Origin of the sequence: Rubellimicrobium arenae, assembly GCF_017916275.1 — a bacterium.
Taxonomy (GTDB): domain Bacteria; phylum Pseudomonadota; class Alphaproteobacteria; order Rhodobacterales; family Rhodobacteraceae; genus Rubellimicrobium; species Rubellimicrobium arenae.
The window spans coordinates 65718-88676 of record NZ_JAFMST010000003.1 but is presented as its reverse complement, the minus strand read 5'-3'; the positions used below and the strand labels follow the sequence as shown (position 1 = coordinate 88676).

Genomic DNA, 22959 nt, shown 5'->3' with positions numbered 1-22959 from the left:
CTGTAGCGGAGCCCGTCCATGCCCGAATTCAAGAAGATCCTGATCGCCAACCGGGGCGAGATCGCCATCCGCGTCATGCGCGCGGCCAACGAGATGGGCAAGCGCACCGTCGCGGTCTACGCGGAGGAGGACAAGCTGGGCCTCCACCGCTTCAAGGCGGACGAGGCCTACCGCATCGGCGAGGGTCTGGGCCCCGTGCAGGCCTACCTGTCGATCCCCGAGATCATCCGCGTGGCCAAGATGTCGGGCGCGGACGCGATCCATCCGGGCTATGGGCTTTTGTCCGAAAACCCCGACCTCGTGGACGCCTGCGAGGCCGAGGGCATCATCTTCATCGGCCCGACCGCCGCCACCATGCGGGCGCTGGGCGACAAGGCCTCGGCCCGCAAGGTCGCCATCCAGGCGGGCGTTCCCGTCATCCCGGCGACCGAGGTGCTGGGCGACGACATGGCCGCCATCAAGCGCGAGGCGGCCGAGATCGGCTATCCGCTGATGCTCAAGGCCTCCTGGGGCGGCGGCGGTCGCGGCATGCGCCCGATCCTCTCCGAGGACGAGCTGGAGTCCAAGGTCCTGGAGGGCCGCCGCGAGGCCGAGGCCGCCTTCGGCAACGGCGAGGGCTACCTCGAAAAGATGATCCTGCGCGCCCGCCACGTGGAGGTGCAGATCCTCGGCGACAAGCAGGGCAACATCTACCACCTCTGGGAGCGGGACTGCTCCGTGCAGCGGCGCAACCAGAAGGTCGTGGAGCGGGCCCCTGCCCCCTACCTCACGCAGGAGCAGCGCGAGGAGGTCTGCGAAATGGCCGTCCGCCTGACCAAGGCGGTCGACTACGAATGCGCCGGCACCGTCGAGTTCCTGATGGATATGGACTCGGGAAAGTTCTACTTCATCGAGGTGAACCCCCGCGTGCAGGTCGAGCACACCGTGACCGAAGAGGTCACCGGCATCGACATCGTGCGCGCCCAGATCCTGATCGAGGAAGGCAAGTCGCTGGCCGAGGCCACGGGCGTCGCGCGGCAGGAGGACGTGAAGCTCGACGGCCACGCGCTCCAGTGCCGGGTGACCACCGAGGACCCGCTCAACAACTTCATCCCCGACTACGGCCGCATCCAGATGTACCGGAGCGCCACCGGCCCGGGCATCCGGCTGGACGGCGGCACGGCCTATTCCGGCGCGGTGATCACGCGCTACTACGATTCCCTGCTGACCAAGGTGACGGCACGGGCCCCCACGCCCGAGATGGCGATCGCCCGCATGGACCGTGCGCTGCGCGAGTTCCGCATCCGGGGGGTGTCGACGAACATCGACTTCGTCATCAACCTCCTCAAGCACCCGACCTTCCTGTCGAACCAGTACACCACCAAGTTCATCGACACGACGCCGGACCTCTTCGAGTTCGCCAAGCGGCAGGATCGCGCGACCAAGATCCTGACCTACATCGCCGACATCACGGTGAACGGCCACCCGGAGACGGCAGGCCGCGCCAAGCCCCAGGCCGACGCCCGCAAGGCCCGCCCGCCGGTGCAGGCGCTGGGCACCTGGCAGGCCGGGACGCGGCAGCTTCTGGACGAGAAAGGCCCGCAGGCCGTCGCGGACTGGATGAAGGCGCAGACGCGGCTCCTCGTCACCGACACGACGATGCGGGACGGGCACCAGTCCCTGCTGGCGACCCGGATGCGGTCGATCGACATGATCAACGCCGCGCCCGCTTATGCCCAGATGATGCCGGGGCTGTTCAGCGTCGAATGCTGGGGCGGGGCCACCTTCGACGTGGCCTACCGCTTCCTGCAGGAATGCCCCTGGCAGCGGCTCCGCGACATCCGCGCCCGGATGCCCAACATCATGACGCAGATGCTGCTGCGGGCGTCGAACGGCGTGGGCTACACCAACTATCCCGATAACGTCGTGCAGGCCTTCGTCGCGCAGGCGGCCAAATCGGGCGTGGACGTGTTCCGGGTCTTCGACTCGCTCAACTGGGTCGAGAACATGCGCGTCGCGATGGACGCCGTGGTCGAGGCGAACAAGGTCTGCGAAGCGGCGATCTGCTACACGGGCGACATCCTCGACCCGGACCGCGCGAAGTACGACCTGAAGTACTACGTCGCGATGGCCAAGGAGCTGGAGGCCGCAGGCGCGCACGTCCTGGGCCTCAAGGACATGGCGGGGCTCCTCAAGGCCCCGGCGGCGCGGGTGCTGATCAAGGCCCTCAAGGAGGAGGTCGGCCTGCCGATCCATTTCCACACGCACGACACCTCGGGCGCGGCGGCGGCGACGATCCTCGCCGCCTCGGACGCCGGGGTGGACGCGGTGGACGCCGCCATGGACGCCTTCTCGGGCGGCACCTCGCAGGCCTGCCTGGGCAGCATCGTCGAGGCGCTGCGCCACACCGACCGCGACACCGGCCTCGATGTCGGCGCGATCCGCACGATCAGCAACTACTGGGAGGCCGTGCGCCAGCAGTACTGCGCCTTCGAGGCCGGGTTGCAGGCCCCCGCCTCCGAGGTCTATCTTCACGAGATGCCGGGCGGGCAGTTCACCAACCTCAAGGCGCAGGCCCGCAGCCTGGGGCTGGAGGAGCGCTGGCACGAGGTGGCCCAAGCCTATGCCGACGCCAACATGATGTTCGGCGACATCGTCAAGGTCACGCCCTCGTCCAAGGTCGTGGGCGACATGGCCCTGATGATGGTGGCGCAGGGGCTGACGCGGAGCCAAGTCGAGGACCCGGCCGTCGAGGTGGCCTTCCCCGAGTCGGTCGTCGACATGCTCAAGGGCAACCTCGGCCAGCCCCCGGGCGGCTGGCCCGAAGGCATCCAGGCCAAGGTCCTCAAGGGCGAGCCCGCCACCACCGACCGTCCCGGCGCGCACATGGCGCCGGTGGACATCGAGGCCGTGCGCGAGAAAGCCTCCAAGGACCTCGCCGTGCCGCCGCTGGATGACGAGGACCTCAACGGCTACCTCATGTATCCCAAGGTGTTCTCGGACTACCTGGGCCGCCACAAGACCTATGGCCCCGTGCGCGTGCTGCCGACGCGGACCTTCTTCTACGGGATGGAGCCCGGCGAGGAGATCAGCGCCGAGATCGACCCCGGCAAGACCCTTGAGATCCGCCTGCAGGCCGTGGGCGACACCACGGACGAAGGCGACGTCCGCGTCTTCTTCGAGCTGAACGGCCAGCCGCGCACGATCCGGGTGCCGAACCGCTCCGCCGCCGCGACCGCGAGCCGCCGGCCCAAGGCCGAGGCGGGCAACCCCCTCCACATCGGCGCGCCGATGCCGGGCGTGGTGGCCACGGTCGCCGCGCAGGCGGGCAAGCCGGTGCATGCCGGGGACCTTCTCCTCACCATCGAGGCGATGAAGATGGAGACGGGTATCCACGCCGACCGCGACGGCACCATCAAGGCCGTCCACGTCCAGCCAGGCGCGCAGATCGACGCCAAGGACCTGCTGGTGGAGCTGTCCTGAGAGGGACGCGCTGCCTGTCAACTTGGGGCAGGCAGCGATCCTCACCAGAGTGCGGCCCCGCGCCGTGTCGAGGCGGATGATCCGCGACCGGCAAGCGCGTGGAGACCGGGAGATGAAACATCCGCCGGGCCGGCAGGTCCGCGCACCCTGCCAGACCCGCATCCCGGTTGTAGCACCGCTTGCTTCTCCGCGGTCGGCGATGGTCCACTGCCCGGCCGCATGTGCCGGGCGTGACGCACCCCACGGGGCGGCAGGTTGACGCCGTCGATCCATCCCCGAAGGCGGTGCGCCTTGCCCCCCAAGCCTTCAGGATTGCGCCGACGGGCGTCGGCGCGCGGCGATGCCGACCTGACCAGCGGATCTCCAGTGATGCCATCCGGCAAGGTCCCGGGCGACTTCGGGCTTGCACCACCTGTTCTCCGGCTCTGCTCACTAGGAAACATAGGGTCGCACCCCCATTGTAAACCAAGCGAGCGACCAACAGGGACAGCCTCATGATCGAACTCCTCTCGGACCCCGCCATATGGGCGTCGTTCCTCACCCTCACGATTCTCGAGATCGTGCTGGGCGTGGACAACGTGATCTTCATCTCCATCGTCACATCCCGCCTGCCGCACGCCCAGCGGCCACGGGCGCGCTTCATCGGCCTTGCGCTCGCTCTCATCATGCGGGTGTTCCTGCTTCTCACGATCGCCTGGATCATCGGACTGACCGAGCCCTTCGTGACCATCGGCGGCTTCGGACTGTCCTGGCGCGACCTGATCCTCATCGGGGGCGGCCTGTTCCTGATCTACAAGGGCGCCAACGAGATCTTCCAGGACGTGGAAGGCACCGGGCACCACGGGGCCGAGGCCACCATGTACGCGGGCTTCGGCGCCGTCATCGTGCAGATCGTGATCCTGGACCTCGTGTTCTCGCTGGACAGCGTGATCACCGCCGTGGGCATCGCCGACCACATCCCGGTCATGGTTGCAGCCATCATGGTCGCCATCCTCGTCATGATGGTGGCCGCGAATCCCATCGCGAACTTCGTCGAAGCGCATCCCTCGACCAAGATGCTGGCGCTGGCGTTCCTCGTGATGGTGGGGATGGCGCTCGTCGCGGACGGCTTCCACTACCATGTCGAGCGGGGCTTCATCTACGCGGCCATGGTCTTTGCCGGTGCGGTCGAGATGCTGAACCTCTGGAAGCAGCAGCGGCACAGGCGTCAGGTCGAGCGGGCCGACAAGGGCCAGCCGACCTCATGAGGACGCTGCGGAAGCCTGCGTTTTCCCTCTTGCAGGACCCGGCGGCGCTGGGTAGATAGCCCTCCACGGAGCGGGCGGGCGTAGCTCAGGGGTAGAGCATAACCTTGCCAAGGTTAGGGTCGTGAGTTCGAATCTCATCGCCCGCTCCAATTTCCAGGATGACGACGATCTGGGGCTGCTGCTGCGGCCCCTTTTTGTCGTTCGCTCATGCGCCACCTCGGCCCGCTACAAAGCTTGCGCGTCCCCCCTTGCGGCGCCTGACGGGGGCATGTAGGTACCCGGCACGGAGCGGGCGGGCGTAGCTCAGGGGTAGAGCATAACCTTGCCAAGGTTAGGGTCGTGAGTTCGAATCTCATCGCCCGCTCCAGTTTCCAGCGTGACAAGGGCGGCCTCGGCCGCCCTTCTCGTTTTCAGGGTCTCAGGCCGCCGCGCGGGCGTTGACGTGGATGGCGTAGATCGACGTCGTGGCCGCCATGAACAGGCGATTGCCCCGCGGACCGCCAAAGCACAGGTTCGCCACCCGTTCCGGCACGCGGATCTTGCCGATCAGCGTCCCATCGGGATCGAAGACCTGCACTCCGTCCTCGGCCGAGCACCAGACGTTCCCGCGGGCGTCCACGCGCAGCCCGTCGGGCGGCCCCGGCTCGACATGGGCGAAGACGCGGCCCTCCCCCACCTGGCTGCCCTGGATCTCGAAGACCTTCAGCATGGACGGCACGTCGGGGTCATGGCTCGATCCGCTCTCGGCGACATAAAGCCTTTGTTCATCAGGCGAGAAGGCAAGCCCGTTGGGCTGGACGAATCCGGTGATCATGCGCTCGGGGTCCCCGCCCCCGGGTGGAAGGCGGTAGACGGCGTTCGTGTCCTGCTCGGGCACGGATTCGTAGCCCTCATAGTCGGACAGGATGCCGTAGGTGGGATCGCTAAACCAGACCGCGCCGTCCCGCGCCACGACCACGTCGTTGGGCGAATTCAGCCATCGGCCGCCGTAGCTTTCGGCCAGCGTGGTGATCGTGCCGTCGTGCTCGGTCCGGATCACCGACCGGGTCCCGTGCGAGCAGCTGACCAGCCGCCCCTCCCGGTCGCGCGTGTGGCCGTTGGTGTGGCCGGCGGGCGAGCGGAAGACCGACAGGCCCGTGCCTTCGGTCCAGCGCATGATGCGGTCGTTGGGGATATCGCTCACATAGAGCGCCTGATGCGCCGGAAACCAGACCGGCCCTTCGGCCCATCGGAAGCCGCTGCCTAGGTGGTCGAGATGCGCCGAGGGCTGGATCAGGGGCCGGAAGCGCGGGTCGTGGATTTCGTAGATCGACATGGTCCCTCCGTCGTGACGGAGGGACCTTAGCACCGCGCCGTGGCGCTGCGAGGGGGCCTAGAGCGAGCCGGCGCCCTGATGCGCCGCCTTGGTCAGCCGTTGCGCGATCTCGTAGAACTCCTCGGGCGCGTAATCGGGGGTGAAGGCCGAGGGCTGCCCCACGAGGTCGTGGATCCGCCCGCCATCCGGCATGCCTTCCACCACCGCCAGCTCTCCGGGGGGGTCGGTCGGGAGCGCCATCTCCCCTTCCCAGATCCCCCGGATGGATCCGTAGTCCGATGGGGAGAAGGTATAAAGCCGCCGGTGCGATCCTTCGGCCAGGTACTTCTGGCATTCCGGGATCTTGTCGAGCGGGATGTTCGGCGTGGGCAGCATCTGCTCGATGGCGACGCCGGTCAGCTTCTTGAGGGCCAGCGCATAGGCGTGGGCGTGGACGCTGCCTCGCACGAGCAGGTAGCCGCAGACCTCGCGCCCCGTCGGGTCCGACAGGGTTTCGTAGACCCGCAGCTTGTGGAGCCGCGCCCCGCATTCCAGGTGGAAGTTGTGCAGGAGGTCGAACACCACGTTCCCGGTGGTGGTCACCATGTCCACGTTCCAGGACATCGAGTTCGAGTTCACCGGCACCGCGCCGCCGCCATGCGAGAAGAAGCTGGCGGCCGAGCGGATCTCCTGCATGGCCTCGAAGGGCGACATCGAGATGTCGCCGCCGTTGCCGGAATCGTCCGCCGCCGAATCGGGGCCGTTGTTCAGCATCGCCACGCCGTTCGAGACGAGCTCCACATGCCCCAGTTCCTCGGCCGTGATGGCCGCGACCAGCTCGTAGAAGGGCTTGAGCTTGGATTTGGATCGGAAGTTGAAGCTCTGGAACATGTAGTTCCCGAGGGTGGACATCTCACCGTACTTGCCACCCAGGAGTTCCTGGAGAGCCGCGCCGGCGTTCGGGTCCTGTTTCTTGGGGGGTGGCAACTCGACCTGGAGCTTGTCGACGCGAAGAAACATTCGGGGGCCCTCCTAGCTGATGGCGCGGATGCAACGGGGCGAACGGTGCGGGGTTCCGGCGAAACTTGCCGCGGGTGCGCGGGTCGGCGGCAAACCGACCGGGCGCGGAAAAACGGGAACAGGCGGCAGGTCGCCGCGTTCGACAGGCTCACGATACACGGATGGAGACACCGATGCCCGCCGCGAACCTGGAAAAGCTGTTCCACGACGGCCTGCGCGACGCCCTTTACGCCGAACGCAAGGCGCTGCAGGCTCTCAAGAAGCACGCCCGCGCCGCCAAGAACCCCGAGCTGAAGCAGTCGTTCGAGCTGCACCGCGAAGAGACCGAAGGCCAGGTCGAACGCCTCCAGCGCGTCTTCGAGATCATCGGCAAGCGTGCCTCGGGCAAGACCTGCGCCGCGATGGACGGCCTTGTCGAGGAAGGCGAGGAGATCATGGAGGAGTACAAGGACTCCCCCGCCTCGGACGCCGGCCTTCTGGCCGCCGCGCAGGCCATCGAGCATTACGAGATCTGCCGCTACGGCACGCTGGCCTCCTGGGCCAAGCAGCTGGGCCAGGGCGAGGCGGAGCAGCTCCTGCGCGAGACGCTCGCCGAGGAGGAGAAGACCGACAAGCTCCTGACCGACCTGGCCGAGTCGGTGATCAACGCCGCCGCCGAACAGGCCGAGGCCGCCTGACCGGGGCCTTTTGGCCCCCCACGACTCGTCGTAGGCTCCGGGCGCTGCAGCCCCGGAGCCTTTCTCATGGACCGTCTCGCCTCGGACCGGATGTTCCTCGCCGTGGTCGAGGGCGGCTCCTTCGCGGCGGCGGCGCAGCGGCTGGGAACCAGCTCGGGCCAGGCCAGCAAGCTGGTGGCCCGTCTCGAAGCCGAGCTCGGCGTGCGCCTTCTCCACCGCACGACGCGGGCGCTCCAGCCGACCGAGGCCGGCCAGACCTATTACGACCGGCTCAGGACCCTTCTCGAAGAGCTCGACGCCCTCGATGCCGAGGTGAAGAGCGTGGGCACGACCCCGCGCGGCAAGGTGCGTGTCACCGTGCCGCTGACCCTGGGCACGCTGCGCCTGGCTCCGATCTTCGCCGATTTCGCCCGGACCTATCCCGACGTCGCGCTGGAGGTGCATTCCAGCGATCGGGTGGTCCGCCTGGTCGATGAAGGATTCGACCTCGCCGTCCGGGTCGGGCGCCCGGGCGATTCCTCGCTGGTGGCCCGCAAGCTGGCTCAGGCCAAGATCGTGGCCGTGGCCGCGCCAGGCTATCTCGCGGTCCATGGGGCGCCGCTGGTGCCGGCGGACCTGAGCCATCACGACTGCATCCTCGACACGAACTTCCGCGATCCGCACCGCTGGACCTTTGCCGGGGGGGTGCAGGTCGCGGTGAACGGACGCCTCACCTTCTCGGACGCCGCCGTCTGCCTGGCCGCCGCCGAAGCGGGCCTGGGGATCGCCAACCTGCCCGACTTCGTGGCGGCCCAATCCCTGCGTGCAGGCCGGGTCGTCCCGGTTCTGGCCGGTCACGAGGACAGCCCGATGGGCATCTTCGCCATGACCCCGTCGGGACGCCACCCGGCGGCCAAGGTGCGCGTGCTGGTCGAGGCGCTTGCCCGCGGGCTGCGGCAGGGCTGACCCGTTTCCTTCCGCCATGGATGGAATGTTCTTCCGAACGCCCGGATTATCGCCGGACAGGATGTGCCGCATATGGGTGGAGCCGGCCCGCCAGGGCCATATCCAACGGATTGTGCCACCATGACCTATGCCACCGCCTCCTCCGCCCGCACCCAGGCCTCGCAGGCCGAGCTCGCCGCCGCCCTGCTGCGGATCACCATGGGCGTCCTGTTCGTCCTGCACGCCTGGATGAAGATCGCCATCTTCACGCCCTCCGGCACCGCCGGGTACTTTGTCTCGATCGGGCTGCCGGCCTTCCTGGCCTATGTCACCATCATCGTGGAGCTGCTGGGCGGCCTTGCGCTGATCGCCGGGATCGCGACGCGCTGGGTGTCGCTGGCCCTGGTGCCCGTCATGATCGGCGCGGGCTGGTTCGGTCACGGCGCGAACGGGTTCTTCTTCTCGAACGCCAACGGCGGCTGGGAATACCCCGCCTTCTGGACCGTCGCGCTCCTCGTCCAGGCCCTTCTGGGCGACGGCGCCTACGCTTACGGCAACCGCGTGGCCCGCTGAGGGACCGCCCACCGCAGGAAAGTCAGGATCATGTCCACTGCCTCTGCCCCCCTCGAGATCGGCCGGGTCGCGCTTACGGTCAACGACCTCGCCGGAACGGGGTCCTTCTACCAGCGCGCCCTTGGGCTCGAGCGGTTGGGCGGAGACGGTGGCGTCGCGCTCTACGGCGCGGGCGACCGGCGCCTCCTCGAACTGCGCGAGGACCGCTCGGCCCGCCGCCGGTCCCCGCGCGAGGCCGGCCTGTTCCACACGGCCTTCCTGCTCCCCTCCCGCAAGGCGCTGGGCCGCTGGCTGCTCCATGCGGCGGGGACGAAGGTTCCGGTGCAGGGCGCCTCGGACCACCTAGTGAGCGAGGCGATCTACCTGTCCGACCCGGAAGGGAACGGCATCGAGATCTACGCCGACCGCCCCCGCGACGCCTGGCCGCGCGAGGGGAACAGCATCCGCATGTCCACCGACCCCCTGGATCTGCAGAACCTGGCCGAGGCCGCGGACGGCCCCTGGACCGGCGCGCCCGAGGGGACGGTCGTCGGCCATGTGCATCTCCAGGTCGGGGCCGTGCCCGAGGCCGAGGCCTTCTACCACGACACCCTGGGCTTCGACATCGTGACCCACTACCCGGGGGCGAGCTTCCTGGGCTCGGGCGGGTACCACCATCACCTGGGGGCCAACACCTGGAACAGCCGGGGCGCGGCCCGCCGGACCTACCCGTCCACCGGTCTTGCCGATCTCGAGATCCTGGCCGAGGGGCCTGCCCTCGAGGCCATCCTGCTCCGCACCGGGGGGACGCGGCATGTGGCCGACCCTTGGGGAACCTCCATCACCCTCACGCGGAAGGAGGCCTGAATGCTCGTCAACGGCAGGTGGACCGAGGACTGGCAGCCCGTGCAGGCCAAGGACGAGACGGGGGGCTTCGTCCGCCAGATCTCCTCGTTCCGCAACTGGGTGACGCCGGACGGCCGCCCCGGCCCGACCGGCGACGACGGCTTCCGGGCCGAGGCCGGGCGCTACCACCTCCATGTCGCCCTGATCTGCCCCTGGGCCTCGCGGACCCTGATCGGGCGGGCCCTGAAGGGGCTGGACGACGCGATCTCGGTGTCGGTAGTCGAGCCGGAGCTCAGCCCGCAGGGCTGGCGCTTTGCCGCCCCCGACCCGGTGACCGGCGCCACCTACATGCACGAGATCTACAGCGCGGCCGACCCGGCCTTCACCGGCCGCGCCACCGTGCCCATCCTTTACGATAAGGCGACGGACCGGATCGTGTCGAACGAATCGGCGGACATCCTCCGGATGCTGAACTCGGGCTTCGGGACGATCGCCCATGGCCCGGACCTTTATCCCGAGGATCTGCGCGCCGGGATCGACGCGCTCAACGACCGGATCTATCCGCGGCTGAACAATGGCGTCTACCGCGCCGGGTTCGCCACGACGCAGGTCGCCTACGAGGCGGCGTTCGACGACGTGTTCGCGGAGCTCGACGCGCTGGAGGCGCGGCTGTCGGACGGACGGGCGTGGCTGTTCGGCGACCGCCTGACCGAAACGGATGTGCGGCTGTTCGTGACGCTGGTGCGGTTCGATGCGGCCTATCACGGGCTGTTCAAGTGCAACCTGCGCCGGATCGCGGACTATCCGGCGCTGCAGGCCCACATGCTCCGGGTCCTGGCGCTGCCGGGCGTGCGGGGCACGGTCAGCCTCGACCATATCAAGCGCGGCTATTATTCGGTAAAGGCGCTGAACCCCCTCGGCCTGGTGCCGAAGGGGCCCGAGCTGGCCTGGGCCCGCCGGGACCAGGACCAGGACGGCGCGGACGAGGCGCGGCATCTCAGCCCGTCTTGATGACGGAGGCCGGGCGGATCAGCGTGGACGGCGCGATGACGGCCACCATCCGCGCCGGAGGCGACTGGGCGATCCCGACGGGCGCGGCCCCGAGCCCGAGCGAGATCATCATTCCCACCCGTAGACGGTGGCGGTGGTGCCGGTGGCCAGGATCCGGGCCGCGCGGAACGGCAGGATCTGCCCCGCCGTGACGGCATAGCTGAGCTGGGTGCCGTCGCAGTCCTCGATCACGAGATCCCCCGAGGTCTGGCACCAGAGCGCCCGGGGCCGCGGCGACACGGCCAGCGTGTCGGACGGCGTGATCGGCTGATGACGGTCGCCCGGGCTTTCGAGCCCGCGCTGGTGGTGCGAGAAGTTGTCGGACATGGTTACCCTCCTGTGAATGCACACAGGCTAGGGGCAAGTCATGGCCAGTCCCTTACAGCACCGAACGGTCCCTGCCGCGCGGACGCAACGCCCCGGGGGCCGTCACGCGTCCGCGGAGAAGCCGAACTCCATCCGGTGGCTGTAGGATTCGCCGGGCCGCAGCACCGCGTTCGGGAAATGCGGGTGGTTCGGGGACCCGGGGAACTTCTGCGTCTCGAGGGTGAAGCCCGCGAACTGGCACAGGCGTCGCCCGCCCTTGCCGACGATGGAGTCGTCCAGGTAGCCGCCGGTGTAGACCTGGACGCCCGGCTCGTTGGTCCGCAGGGTCATGCGGCGGCCCGAGGCGGGGTCCCGGATCTCGGCGCAGTCGTGGAGCCCGGAGCCGACGTCGCTGCCGCCGCCGTCGCCGCCCAGGACCCAGTTGTGGTCATAGCCGCCGCCTGCCTGGAACACGCCCGCGCCGACCGAGCCCAGCGCGGCGAAGTCGCGGCCGATGGGCTTGGGCGTCGTGAAGTCGAAGGCGGTGCCGGCGACCGACCGGATCTCGCCGGTGGCGAGGAGCTCTCCGTCGACCGGGGTGTAGAAGGGCGCGGCAAGGCGCATCTCCTGCCGCAGGACATCGCCCGAGCCCTGCCCCGCCAGGTTGAAGTAGGAATGGTGGACGACGTTGATCGGGGTGGCCCGGGTCGTCGTGGCGGCCATGGTGATGAGGAGGCGGCCGTCCCCGGCCAGATCGTAGGTGGTCACGAGGTCGCATTCGCCGGGATACCCCATGTCCCCGTCCGGCGAGGTCAGGCGGAACACGACGCGGCGGTCGTCGGCCTCGGCCAGCGTCCAGTTGCGCCGGTCGAAGCCGTCGCGCCCACCGTGGAGGTGGTTCGCGCCTTCGTTGACGTCGAGCTGGAAGGCCTCGCCGTCGAGGGCGAAGCGTCCCCGGGCGATGCGGTTGGCATAGCGCCCGCAGGTCGCGCCGAAGTAGGTCGTGGTGGACAGGTAGTCGTCGAGCCGGTCGAAGCCGAGCACGATGTCGTCCTGCCGTCCCTCGCGGTCGGGGACGTGAAGCTCGGTCAGGCGCGCGCCGTAGGTGATGACCCTGGCGCGAAGGCCGTTCCCGTCATCCAGCGTCACCGCCTGCACGGGATCGCTGCCGATCCGCCCGAACTCCTCCACCGCCATGCCATGGCCCCCCTGTTCCCTGCCTGTCCGGGCGACCTTCCGGCGGGGGCGGGGCCGTGTCAACCGCCCGGCCCGGCCCGGTCCGGTTCGGCCCTCTCAGGCGGACATCGCTTCTTCGGAATGGGTCACGGCGGGCGCGGCGGCGAAGTGCGGCGACACCAGCGCGCGCCACTGGGCAAAGGCCTCCGACCCGCGGAAATGGACGGTGTGGTCCTCCAGCGTGTCCCAGTCGACCAGCAGGCGATAAAGGCCGGGGGTTTCCACGACGCGGTGGAGGCGGACGCCCTTGCAGCCGCGCGACCCCAGGAACAGCGGCACCGCCTGCCGCACGGCGGCCTCGAAGGCCCCCTCCTGGCCGGGCGCGATGGTCAGTTCGGCGGTTTCGAGGATCATGCGTGTCACTCCCTGCTTTGGGCGGCGCGGCCCGGTTCGGGGACTTGGGTCGCATGACGGGCGCCGACGGTCCAGGGGTCAGTCCGGCGCCTTGCGCCAGGGCGGATCGCAACGGTCGAGGAAGGCCCGGACGCCCGCGCGGGCTTCGTCGCTGTCCCATCGCGTCACGAGCGCCTGGATCGAGAGCTCGATCGCCTCGGGCGCGGGGCTGCGAAGCGCGCGGAGGAGCGCCTTGGCCTCGGCCACCGCGCCGGGCGCGCAGTCCAGCAGGAGGGCGACCTCCTGGTCGATGGACGCCCCCAACCGATCCGCCGGGACGGCACGGGCCAGCAGCCCGAGCGCGACGGCCTCGGCCGCGTCGAAGCGGCGGGCGGAGAGCATGAGGCGGCGGGCGGCGGGCTCGCCGATCCGGGCCAGCACATAGGGGCCGATGGTTGCGGGGATCAGGCCGAGCCGCGTCTCGGTCATGGCAAAGACGGCGGTGTCCACGGCGACGGCGATGTCGCAGACCGACAGGAGCCCGACCCCGCCCCCGTAGGCCGCGCCCTGCACCTCGGCCAGGAGCGGCTTGGGCAGGAGGTCGAGCGCCCGCAGCATCATGGCGAGACGCCGGGCCTGGTCGGCGCGGGCCGGCCGGTCGGCCTCGATCTGCTCGCGCATCCAGCCCAGGTCGGCGCCGGCGCAGAAGGTCCGGCCCCGGGCGGCAAGCACCACCACCCGCACGGCGGGGTCCCGGGCCAGCCGATCGGCGGCCTCGGTGAGCTCCGCGATCATGGCGGCGTCGAGCGCGTTGTGGCGGTCGGGCCGGTCCAGCGTCAGGCGCGCCACGCCGCGCGGGTCGATGGACAGGGCGATGGTCTGGAACATCGGGATCACCCTTCGCGCATCGCCCGGGCCAGGTCGGCCGCCTGCGCCAGGGCCACCGGGTCCAGCCCGGTGTCGAAGCCCAGCGCGGACAGGCGGCGGGCCAGCGCCTCGGTCGCGACGTTGCCCGCGGCGCCCGGCGCGAAGGGACAGCCGCCCAGCCCCGCGACCGAGGCATCGAAGACGCGCAGCCCGAGCCCGAGCGCCACCTCCACGTTCTCCACCGCGCGGCCCGCCGTATCGTGGAAGTGCCCGGCCAGCCGGTCGGGCGGAAGCTCGTCGAGGACGGCGCGGAGCATGGCCTCCACCTGTTCGGGAGTGGCGCGGCCCAGCGTCTCGCCCAGGCTCACCTCCGCGCAGCCGAGGTCGCGGAGCGCCGCCGCGACCCGGGCGACCCGCGACGGCGGCACGGGGCCGTCATAGGGGCAGTCGGTCACCACCGAGACATAGCCGCGGACGGGGATTCCGTCCCGCCCGGCCTCGCGCAGGATCGGCTCGATCCGGGCAAGGCTGTCGGCCACCGATGCGTTGAGGTTGGCGCGGGCGAAGCCGTCGGTGGCCGCCGTGACCACGGCGATCTGGTCCGCGCGGGCGGCGCGCGCCGCCTCCTGACCCTTGAGGTTGGGAACGAGCGCCATGTAGCGGACCCCGGGCGCGCGGCGGATCGCGGCCATGACCCCGGCGCTATCGGCCATCTGGGGGACGCGCGCGGGGCTGACGAAGCTCGCGGCCTCGATGCGGCGGAACCCGACGGACGAGAGCGCGTCCACGAGCGCGACCTTGCGGGCCGTCGGGATCGGGCGCGCCTCGTTCTGGAGGCCGTCGCGCGGGCCGACCTCGACGATCTCGACCCGCTCAGCCATCGGAGGGCTCCAGCCGGATCAGGGGGGTTCCCGCCTCGACCTGCTGGCCCTCGGCGGCCAGGACCTCGGCCACGCGGCCATCGCGAGGGGCAGTCAGAACGTGCTCCATCTTCATGGCCTCGACGATGGCGAGGGTCGCGCCACGGAGGACCGCCTGCCCGGGCGTGACGAGGACGGCGCGGACGAGGCCCGGCATGGGGGACAAGGTGGCGTCGGTGCCGGTGTCCGCCGCCTCGCGGTCGAGGGGGTCCGGGACGCCGAAGGCGAAGGTGCCAAGCGGGCTGGCGAAGACGGTGATGCGGTCCGACTCCGGCAGGACATCATGGGCGGGGGCGCCGTCGATGCGCCACGAGCCGCCGCACCGGCTGGCCCGGATGGTCGGCCCCTCGACGGCGACCCGGGCCCGGTCCGGGCCGTCCAGCGCCAGGGTGACAACCAGGGGCCTGCCGTCCCAGACCAGGTCGATGCGCCGCGACAGGGGCTGCCAAAGGTGGAACCCGGCCAGAGGGTGCGCGGACGGGTTCGCCGCCGCGAGCGCCGCGAGGGCCACGACCTCGGGGGGAGGTGTCGCAGCCTCGGTCAGACGGTGGAGGTCGCGCTCGATCAGGCCGGTATCGGGATGACCCGCACGGAAGCCCTCATGCGCGACGAGGGCGGACAGGAAGGCGAGGTTCGTCGTGCAGCCGGCGACCTGGGTCCGGGCGAGCGCCTGGGCCAGACGGTCGAGCGCCAACTCGCGCGTCGGGCCATGGGCGACCAGCTTGGCGATCATCGGATCGTACCAGGGGGTGATCGCGTCACCCTCGCGCACGCCGGTCTCGACGCGGACTCCATCCGAGAACCGCCGCCGGGACAGGCGGCCGGTGGCGGGCAGGAATCCTGCGGGCACGTCCTCGGCGTAAAGGCGCGCCTCCACGGCGTGGCCTTGGATGCGGAGATCCTCCTGCCGGAGAGGCAACGGCTCGCCCGAGGCGACGCGGAGTTGCCATTCCACGAGGTCGAGGCCGGTGATCGCCTCGGTCACCGGATGCTCGACCTGGAGGCGGGTGTTCATCTCCATGAACCAGAAGCGGTCGGGGCGCAGGCCGTCCGAGGCGTCGACGATGAACTCCACGGTCCCCGCGCCGGAATAGCCGATGGCCTCGGCCGCGCGGACGGCGGCCTGCCCCATGGCCTGTCGCATCGCGTCGGGCATGCCGGGCGCCGGGGCCTCCTCGACGACCTTCTGGTGGCGGCGCTGGAGCGAGCAGTCCCTCTCGAACAGATGGACGGCGCGGGTGCCGTCGCCGAAGACCTGCACCTCGATGTGGCGGGGGGTGGCGACGTAGTTCTCGATCAGGACGGCGTCGTTGCCGAAGGCGTTCCGCGCCTCGCGACGGGCGCTCGTCAGGGCGTCGGCGAACTGCGACGGGTCCTCGACGCGGCGCATGCCCTTGCCGCCGCCGCCCGCGACGGCTTTGATGAGGACCGGGTAGCCGATGCGCGCGGCCTCTCTGGCGAGGTGCTGCGCGTCCTGATCCGCGCCGTGGTAGCCGGGGACGACGGGGACGCCCGCCCGCTCCATCAGCGCCTTGGCCGCGTCCTTGAGGCCCATGGCGCGGATCGCGGAGGCTGAGGGCCCGATGAAGGTCAGGCCCGCCTGCGCCACCGCCTCGGCAAAGTCGGGGTTCTCGGACAGGAAGCCGTAGCCGGGATGGATCGCCTCCGCGCCCGTCGTCCGCGCGGCGTCGAGGATCGCGGCGGCGTTCAGGTAGCTGTCGGACGCAGGCGGCGGGCCGATGCGGACGGTGTGGTCGGCCATCGCGACGTGGCGGGCCCCGGCGTCGGCATCCGAGAAGACGGCGACCGTCTCCACGCCCAGCCGCCGGGCCGTGTCGATGATCCGGCAGGCGATCTCCCCCCGGTTGGCGATCAGGATGCGGCGGAACATGCGGCCCCTCACATCCGGAACACGCCGAAGCGCGTGGGCCCGGGCGGCGCGTTCAGCGCGGCGTGGAGCGACAGCGCCAGCACCTCGCGCGTCCGGCGCGGATCGATGATGCCATCGTCCCACAGGCGGGCCGAGGCGTAGAGCGGGTGGCTCTGGCGGTCGAACATCTCCTGCGTGGGGCGCTTGAAGGCGGCCTCCTCCTCGGCGGACCACTGGGCCCCGGTCCGTTCGATGCCGTCGCGGCGGACGGTGGCCAGCACGTTGGCAGCCTGCTCTCCGCCCATGACGCCGATGCGGCTGTTGGGCCAGGTCCAGAGGAAGCGCGGCGAATAGGCCCGCCCCGCCATCCCGTAGTTGCCCGCCCCGAAGGAGCCGCCGACGATCACCGTCACCTTGGGAACGCCGGTGGTGGCGACGGCGGTGACCATCTTGGCGCCATGGCGGGCGATGCCCTCGTTCTCGTAGCGGCGGCCGACCATGAAGCCGGTGATGTTCTGCAGGAACACGAGCGGGATGGCCCGCTGGCTGCACAGTTCGATGAAATGCGCCCCCTTCTGCGCGGATTCCGAGAAGAGGACGCCGTTGTTGGCGACGATGCCCAGGGGCTGGCCCATGACCTGCGCGAAGCCCGTCACCAGCGTCTCGCCGAAGCGGGCCTTGAACTCGTCGAACTCCGAGCCGTCCACCACGCGGGCGATGACCTCGCGGATGTCGTAGGGGGTGCGCAGGTCGGCGGGCACGACACCAAGCAGGTCCTCCGGGTCCAGGGCCGGGGCCTCGCCCAGCGGCAGCGGGCGGGCGGGCCGGTTCAGGCTCAGGACCGCGCGGCGGGTCAGCGCGAGGGCGTGCGCGTCGTCCTCGGCCAAGGTGTCGGCGACGCCGGACAGGCGGGTGTGGACATCGGCGCCGCCCAGGTCCTCGGCGCTGACGACCTCGCCGGTGGCGGCCTTCACCAGCGGCGGCCCGGCCAGGAAGATGGTGCCCTGGTTGCGCACGATGATCGACACGTCGGCCATCGCCGGGACATAGGCGCCCCCGGCGGTGCAGGAGCCCATGACGACGGCGATCTGCGCGATGCCCTTGGCGCTCATCCGGGCCTGGTTGAAGAAGATGCGGCCGAAGTGGTCGCGGTCGGGGAACACCTCGTCCTGGTTGGGCAGGTTCGCGCCGCCCGAATCCACGAGGTAGACGCACGGCAGGTGGCACTCCTCCGCGATCTCCTGCGCGCGGAGGTGCTTCTTGACCGTCATCGGATAGTAGGTGCCGCCCTTCACGGTGGCGTCGTTGGCGACCACCATGACGTCCTGCCCGTGGACCCGCCCCACCCCGGCGATCAGCCCGGCGCCGGGGGCCGCGTCACCGTACATCCCGTGCGCGGCGGTCGCGCCCACCTCAAGGAACGGGCTCCCGGGGTCGAGGAGGTTCGCCACCCGGTCGCGGGGGAGGAGCTTGCCGCGCGCGGCGTGGCGGTCGCGGGCGGCAGGGCCACCCCCCTGCGCGGCCGCTTCGGCGGCCTCGCGGGCCTGGGCCAGAAGGGCGAGATGGGCGGCGCGGTTGGCCTTGAACGTCTCGGATTGCGGCTGGGCGTGGGTCTTGAGGCGCATTCAGGTCCCGATCAGCTCGCGTCCGATCAGCATGCGCCGGATCTCGCTGGTGCCGGCGCCGATCTCCATCAGCTTGGCGTCGCGAAAGAGGCGGCTGACGACCGAGTCGTTCAGGAACCCCGCCCCGCCCAGCGCCTGCACGGCCTGATGCGCCTGCACCATGGCCTGCTCGCTCGCGTAGAGGACGCAGGCGGCGGCGTCGGCGCGGGTGACGGTGCCCCGGTCGCAGGCGCGGGCGACCTCGTAGGCGTAGGCCCGCGCGGTGCCCAGCGCCACGTGCATGTCCGCGACCTTGGCCTGCATCAGTTGGAACGACCCGACGGGCTGTCCGAACTGGCGGCGTTCGCGGACGTAGGGGATCACCTCGTCCAGGCAGGCCTGCATGATCCCAAGGCCGATCCCGGCCAGAACGACGCGCTCGTAGTCGAGCCCGGACATGAGGACGCGAACGCCACGGTTCACCTCGCCCAGCACGTTCGCGGCGGAGACGGCGCAGTCGGTGAAGACCAGCTCCCCGGTGTTGGAGCCGCGCATGCCGAGCTTGTCGAGATGGGGCGACTGAACGAGGCCCGGGGTGCCCCGCTCCACCAGGAAGGCGGTGATGCCCTTGGACCCCGCCTCGGGGTCGGTCTTGGCGTAGACCACCACGAGGTCGGCATCGGGGCCGTTGGTGATCCAGTACTTGGCGCCGTTCAGGACGAAGGCGTCGCCCCGCCGCTCGGCCCGGGTCGTCATCCCGACCACGTCCGAGCCCGCGCCGGTTTCCGACATGGCCAACGCGCCGACCTTGCGGCCGGCCACGAGGTCGGGAAGGAACCGCGCCTTCTGAGGCCCGGTGCCGTTCAGGACGATCTGGTTCACGCACAGGTTGGAATGCGCGCCGTAGGACAGCGACACGGAGGCGCTGGCCCGCGCGATCTCCTCCACCGCGACCACGTGCGCGAGGTAGCCCAGGTCCGTGCCGCCGAACTCCTCGGGGACCGTCAGGCCCAGGAGACCCAGGTCCCCCATCTCGGGCCAAAGCTCGGGCGGAAAGGCGTTGCGGCGGTCGATCTCGGCGGCCATGGGCCGAAGACGGTCCTGCGCCCAGCGATGCACCAGGTCGCGCAGGGCGGCGAGGTCGGAGCCCGGATCGAACTGGAGCGCGGGTGCGTTCATCGGGTCATTCCGCCGCCATGGCCTGGGTGGTGGTGGTCGGGGGCTCCTGCGGGCGGTCGAGGTCGGCCAGCAGCCGGGTGCGGCGCCGCGCGGCCTCGGCCATGGCGGCGGCCTTGACCGGACCAAAGCCCCGGATGTCGTTCGCCAGGTCCAGCAGCGCCAGCACCGTCGGGGCGGTGCGGTCGTCCAAGGCGGTCAGGATCCGGTCCAGGTCGCGTTCGTAGTCGCGCAGGAGCGCCCGTTCCGCCTTGCGTTCCGGGTTCCGGGCGAAGGGGTCGAGCGGCGTGCCGCGCAGGCGCCGCATCCGGGCCAGGATCCGAAGCGCCGGAAAGATCCGTGGCCCGAACTCGCGCTTGGGCGGGCGGGTCCCGGTTTCCTGCCGGCCCAGGACGGGCGGCGCGAGGTTGAGGGCGATCCGGTAGTCGCCCTCGAATGCCTCGGCCAGCCCCTTGCGGAACTCGGGCGAGGTGAGCAGGCGGGCGACCTCGTATTCGTCCTTCGGGGACAGGAGGCGCGCATGGCCGGTGACGGCGGCGCGCAGGATCCTGTCAGCCATGGCGCGGTCGGCCAGTCGGCGCGCCGCCGCCTCGACCCGGGCCATCAAGGCCGCGTGGCGATCGGCAAGCGCCCGGCCCCCATAGGCCGTCAGGTGCGCCCGGCGGTGCGCGATGAGCTCCGGCAGGCTCATCTCCTCCATCGACCGCCCGGACGGCTCGGGGCGGGGCAGCCGCGCGGGATCGACCGCCATCACGCGGCCCCAGGCGAAGGCATCGAGGTTCGCCTGCACCGCCACGCCGTTCAGCCGGATCGCCGTTTCGATGCAAGCATGGGAGACCGGCAGGAACCCCATCTGCGCGGCATAGCCCAGCATCAGGATGTTCGACGCGATCTCGTCGCCCGCGACGCCGAGGCCTGCCGCCGTGAAGTCGTGGAAATGCTCGGGGGTCCGCAGATGGCTGGCCAGCATCTCGTTGACCTCGCGGGTGCGGAAATCGAAGTCCCGGTGCTGGACGAAGTCGGATACGGGGGTTTGATGCGTGTTCACGACGCCGGCGGTCCGATCCGGGTCGCACAGGACGGCGGCCTCCCTGGAAACGGCGACCACGGCGTCGGCGGCCAGCAGCAGGTCCGCGCCGCCGGTCACGATGCGCGGCTCGGTCGGCGGGTCGGCGGCGGGCCCGATGCGGATATGGCTCAGCACGGCGCCGCCCTTCTGCGCGAGACCGGCCATGTCGAGCACCATCGGGCTCAGGCCCTCCAGGTGGGCGGCCATGCCAAGGATCGCGCCGATGGTCAGGACCCCGGTGCCGCCCACCCCCGCGACGGCGATATTCCAGGGCCGGTCGAGCACCGGACGCGCGGGATCGGGCAGGTACGCGGTGTCGGGGCGCCGCGCGGCGGCGAGCTTGCGGGGCGCCCCGCCACGGACGGTCACGAAGGACGGGCAGAAGCCCTTGAGGCAGGAATAATCCTTGTTGCACGAGGACTGGTTGATGCGCCGCTTGCGGCCCATCTCGGTGTCCAGGGGCTCGACCGCGACGCAGTTGGACTGGACCGAGCAGTCACCGCAGCCTTCGCAGACCGAGGGCGCGATCCAGAGCCGCATGTCGGGATCGTCGAGCGTCCCGCGCTTGCGGCGGCGGCGCTTTTCGGCGGCGCAGGTCTGGACATAGACGATGGCGGTAACGCCGGGGGTGTCCCGCAGCTCGCGCATGGTGTCGTCCATGGCGTCCCGGTGCCGCACCAGCGTGCCGGGGGCGAGATCCTGGGTTTCGTAGGCCTCGGGCAGATCCGACAGGAGGCGGATGCCGCGGATGCCCTCGTCGAAGAGCATCCAGGTGATGAGCTCGGGCGTGAGGCGGCCATCGACCTTCTGCCCGCCCGTCATGGCGACGGCGTCGTTGTAGAGCAGCTTGTAGGTCATGTTCGCGCCTGTCGCGACCGACTGGCGGATGGCGAGGTGCCCGGAATGGAAGAAGGTGCCGTCGCCCAGGTTGACGAAGCGGTGCGGCTCGTCGGTGTAGCGGGACAGCGCGGTCCAGGGGACGCCCTCGCCCCCCATCTGGGTGAAGGTCTCGGTGCTGCGGTCCATCCACTGGACCATGTAGTGGCATCCGATCCCCGCCATCGCGACCGACCCTTCGGGCACGCGGGTCGAGGTGTTGTGCGGGCAGCCCGCGCAGTACCAGGGCCGCCGGATCACCGGGGGCTGGTGCGAGGTCATGGCGCGCTCCAGCCGCTCCATGCGCTCGACCCGTTCCGAGATGCGCGACCTCAGGTCGTCGGGGAGGCCGTTGGCCACCAGCCGGTCCACGATGGCGCGGGCGACCTCGCCCACCGTCAGCCCGGCGGACAGGTGCAGGAAGGGCCGGTCCATGTGGTCGAACTTGCCCACGATGCGGGGGCGCACGTCGGCGCGCCAATTGAAGAGCTGCTGCTTGATCTGGTGCTCGATGATCTCGCGCCGCTCCTCGACGACCAGCACCTCCTCGAGGCCCATGGAGAAGTCGCGGATGCCCTCGGGCTCGAGCGGCCAGGGCATCCGCACCTTGTAGATGCGGACGCCGATCCGGTGCAGCTCGGGGTCGCCCAGGCCCAGCTCGCGCAGGGCCTGGTGGACATCCTCGTAGGCCTTGCCGGACGCCACGATGCCGAACCGCGCGCCGGGCGTGTCGAAGGTCACCTCGTCCACCCGGTTGGCGCGGGCGAAGGCGCGGGCGGCGTAGCCCTTGTGCTCCTGGAGCCGCTCGTCCTGCACGAGGGGCGGGTCGGGCCAGCGGATGTTGAGCCCGCCGGGCGGGAGGTCGACGTCGGGGATGACGAAGTCGCGCCGCTCCTGCGCGAGGTCCACGACGGCGGTGGTCTCCACGGTCTCGGAGATGACCTTGAAGCCCACCCAGCAGCCCGAATAGCGCGACATGGCGATGCCGAGGAGGCCCAGGCCCAGGAACTCGTGGACCGAGGACGGGTAGAGCACCGGCATGATCGCCGAGATGAAGGCGTGGTCGGACTGGTGCGGGATCGAGGACGACTTGGCCGTGTGGTCGTCCCCCGCGATGGCGAGGACGCCGCCGAGCGCCGAGGTCCCGGCGGCGTTGGCGTGCTTGAACACGTCGCCCGACCGGTCCACGCCCGGCCCCTTGCCGTACCAGAGGCCGACCACGCCCTGCTTGCGGGCCCCCCGCGAGAGCGGAACCTGCTGGCTGCCCCAGACGGCGGTGGCGGCGAGGTCCTCGTTGAGGCCGGGCTGGAAGGCGATGTCCAGGGGATCGAGAAAGCGTCGCGCCGCCAGGAGCTGCTGGTCGTAGCCGCCCAAAGGCGAGCCACGGTAGCCCGAGATGAAGGCCGCCGTGTTCAGCCCCGCGGCGCGGTCGCGGCGCATCTGGGTCATGGGAAGCCGGACCAGAGCCTGGGTGCCCGTCAGGAACACCCGTCCCGCCTCGGCCACGTACTTGTCATCCAGCGATACCGCGACGGTCATGCGCGCCACCGGGGCGCCGCGACCCGCGTCGGGCGGCAGCATCGTGCCATGTCGTCGTCATCCTCCCCCCGGACGACACGGTCGACCGGGT

Annotated in this window: 19 protein-coding genes and 2 tRNA genes; 9 read left to right on the top strand and 12 right to left on the bottom strand. The window is 70.5% G+C overall.

Going from position 1 to position 22959, the window contains the following annotated elements:
• Window positions 1-18 precede the first annotated feature (18 nt).
• The 4 genes from J3P31_RS05180 (at window position 19) to J3P31_RS05165 (ending at window position 5076) form a co-directional block, all read left to right on the top strand.
• A complete protein-coding gene (locus J3P31_RS05180) occupies window positions 19-3462 on the top strand; it encodes a pyruvate carboxylase (RefSeq protein ID WP_210527350.1) in 3444 nt (1147 codons plus the stop codon).
• 494 nt (window positions 3463-3956) lie between these two features.
• A complete protein-coding gene (locus tag J3P31_RS05175; protein WP_210527349.1) occupies window positions 3957-4709 on the top strand; it encodes a TerC family protein in 753 nt (250 codons plus the stop codon).
• A gap of 74 nt (window positions 4710-4783) precedes the next feature.
• Window positions 4784-4858: transfer RNA gene (locus J3P31_RS05170), tRNA-Gly, on the top strand.
• 143 nt (window positions 4859-5001) lie between these two features.
• Window positions 5002-5076: transfer RNA gene (locus tag J3P31_RS05165), tRNA-Gly, on the top strand.
• Window positions 5077-5127: 51 nt separating this feature from the next.
• Here the strand turns inward: J3P31_RS05165 and J3P31_RS05160 are convergent.
• Both J3P31_RS05160 and J3P31_RS05155 read right to left on the bottom strand, forming a co-directional pair.
• Window positions 5128-6024, bottom strand: coding sequence for an SMP-30/gluconolactonase/LRE family protein (locus J3P31_RS05160; RefSeq protein ID WP_210527348.1), 897 nt, complete (start codon window positions 6022-6024; stop codon window positions 5128-5130).
• Window positions 6025-6081: 57 nt separating this feature from the next.
• Complete coding sequence (locus J3P31_RS05155) at window positions 6082-7023, bottom strand: manganese catalase family protein (protein WP_210527347.1); 942 nt, start codon at window positions 7021-7023, stop codon at window positions 6082-6084.
• A 173-nt stretch (window positions 7024-7196) separates the two neighbouring features.
• On the opposite strand from J3P31_RS05155, the gene J3P31_RS05150 reads away from it, so the two are divergent.
• From J3P31_RS05150 to J3P31_RS05130, 5 genes are all read left to right on the top strand, one after another.
• The gene (locus J3P31_RS05150; protein WP_438270284.1) at window positions 7197-7700 is read left to right on the top strand and encodes a YciE/YciF ferroxidase family protein; all 504 of its coding nucleotides are present in this window, start codon (window positions 7197-7199) and stop codon (window positions 7698-7700) included.
• Between the two features lie 66 nt (window positions 7701-7766).
• Window positions 7767-8645 (top strand): LysR family transcriptional regulator, encoded by an 879-nt coding sequence (locus J3P31_RS05145; protein WP_210527345.1) that lies wholly within the window; start codon window positions 7767-7769, stop codon window positions 8643-8645.
• A gap of 120 nt (window positions 8646-8765) precedes the next feature.
• Window positions 8766-9197: a DoxX family protein gene (locus J3P31_RS05140; RefSeq protein ID WP_210527344.1), complete on the top strand. Its 432-nt coding sequence runs from the start codon at window positions 8766-8768 to the stop codon at window positions 9195-9197.
• Between the two features lie 30 nt (window positions 9198-9227).
• On the top strand, window positions 9228-10043 hold the full coding sequence (locus J3P31_RS05135; RefSeq protein WP_210527343.1) for a VOC family protein: 816 nt from the start codon (window positions 9228-9230) through the stop codon (window positions 10041-10043).
• Window positions 10044-11033: a glutathione S-transferase family protein gene (locus tag J3P31_RS05130; RefSeq protein WP_210527342.1), complete on the top strand. Its 990-nt coding sequence runs from the start codon at window positions 10044-10046 to the stop codon at window positions 11031-11033. It begins immediately after the preceding gene.
• On the opposite strand, the gene J3P31_RS21590 is transcribed toward J3P31_RS05130, so the two are convergent.
• From J3P31_RS21590 to J3P31_RS05085, 10 genes are all read right to left on the bottom strand, one after another.
• Window positions 11020-11145, bottom strand: a complete 126-nt coding sequence (locus J3P31_RS21590; RefSeq protein WP_256439129.1) for a hypothetical protein — start codon at window positions 11143-11145, stop codon at window positions 11020-11022. The genes J3P31_RS05130 and J3P31_RS21590 overlap by 14 nt on opposite strands.
• Window positions 11142-11399, bottom strand: coding sequence for a spike base protein, RCAP_Rcc01079 family (locus J3P31_RS05125; RefSeq protein WP_210527341.1), 258 nt, complete (start codon window positions 11397-11399; stop codon window positions 11142-11144). Before J3P31_RS05125 ends, J3P31_RS21590 begins: the two co-directional genes overlap by 4 nt.
• A 102-nt stretch (window positions 11400-11501) precedes the next feature.
• Window positions 11502-12575 carry an aldose epimerase family protein gene (locus J3P31_RS05120; protein ID WP_210527340.1) on the bottom strand — a complete coding sequence of 358 codons (1074 nt, stop codon included), beginning with the start codon at window positions 12573-12575 and terminating at the stop codon, window positions 11502-11504.
• Between the two features lie 96 nt (window positions 12576-12671).
• Window positions 12672-12968 carry an antibiotic biosynthesis monooxygenase family protein gene (locus J3P31_RS05115; RefSeq protein ID WP_210527339.1) on the bottom strand — a complete coding sequence of 99 codons (297 nt, stop codon included), beginning with the start codon at window positions 12966-12968 and terminating at the stop codon, window positions 12672-12674.
• A gap of 78 nt (window positions 12969-13046) precedes the next feature.
• Complete coding sequence (locus tag J3P31_RS05110) at window positions 13047-13835, bottom strand: crotonase/enoyl-CoA hydratase family protein (protein ID WP_210527338.1); 789 nt, start codon at window positions 13833-13835, stop codon at window positions 13047-13049.
• A 5-nt stretch (window positions 13836-13840) separates the two neighbouring features.
• The gene (locus J3P31_RS05105) at window positions 13841-14695 is read right to left on the bottom strand and encodes a hydroxymethylglutaryl-CoA lyase (protein WP_210527337.1); all 855 of its coding nucleotides are present in this window, start codon (window positions 14693-14695) and stop codon (window positions 13841-13843) included.
• Window positions 14688-16625 carry an acetyl-CoA carboxylase biotin carboxylase subunit gene (locus tag J3P31_RS05100; protein ID WP_210527336.1) on the bottom strand — a complete coding sequence of 646 codons (1938 nt, stop codon included), beginning with the start codon at window positions 16623-16625 and terminating at the stop codon, window positions 14688-14690. The genes J3P31_RS05105 and J3P31_RS05100 overlap by 8 nt, the downstream gene beginning before the upstream one ends.
• Before the next feature lie 8 nt (window positions 16626-16633).
• Window positions 16634-18229: a carboxyl transferase domain-containing protein gene (locus J3P31_RS05095; RefSeq protein WP_210527335.1), complete on the bottom strand. Its 1596-nt coding sequence runs from the start codon at window positions 18227-18229 to the stop codon at window positions 16634-16636.
• Window positions 18230-19387, bottom strand: coding sequence for an acyl-CoA dehydrogenase family protein (locus tag J3P31_RS05090; RefSeq protein ID WP_210527334.1), 1158 nt, complete (start codon window positions 19385-19387; stop codon window positions 18230-18232).
• A gap of 4 nt (window positions 19388-19391) precedes the next feature.
• Window positions 19392-22910 (bottom strand): indolepyruvate ferredoxin oxidoreductase family protein, encoded by a 3519-nt coding sequence (locus J3P31_RS05085; protein ID WP_246849315.1) that lies wholly within the window; start codon window positions 22908-22910, stop codon window positions 19392-19394.
• Window positions 22911-22959 lie beyond the last annotated feature (49 nt).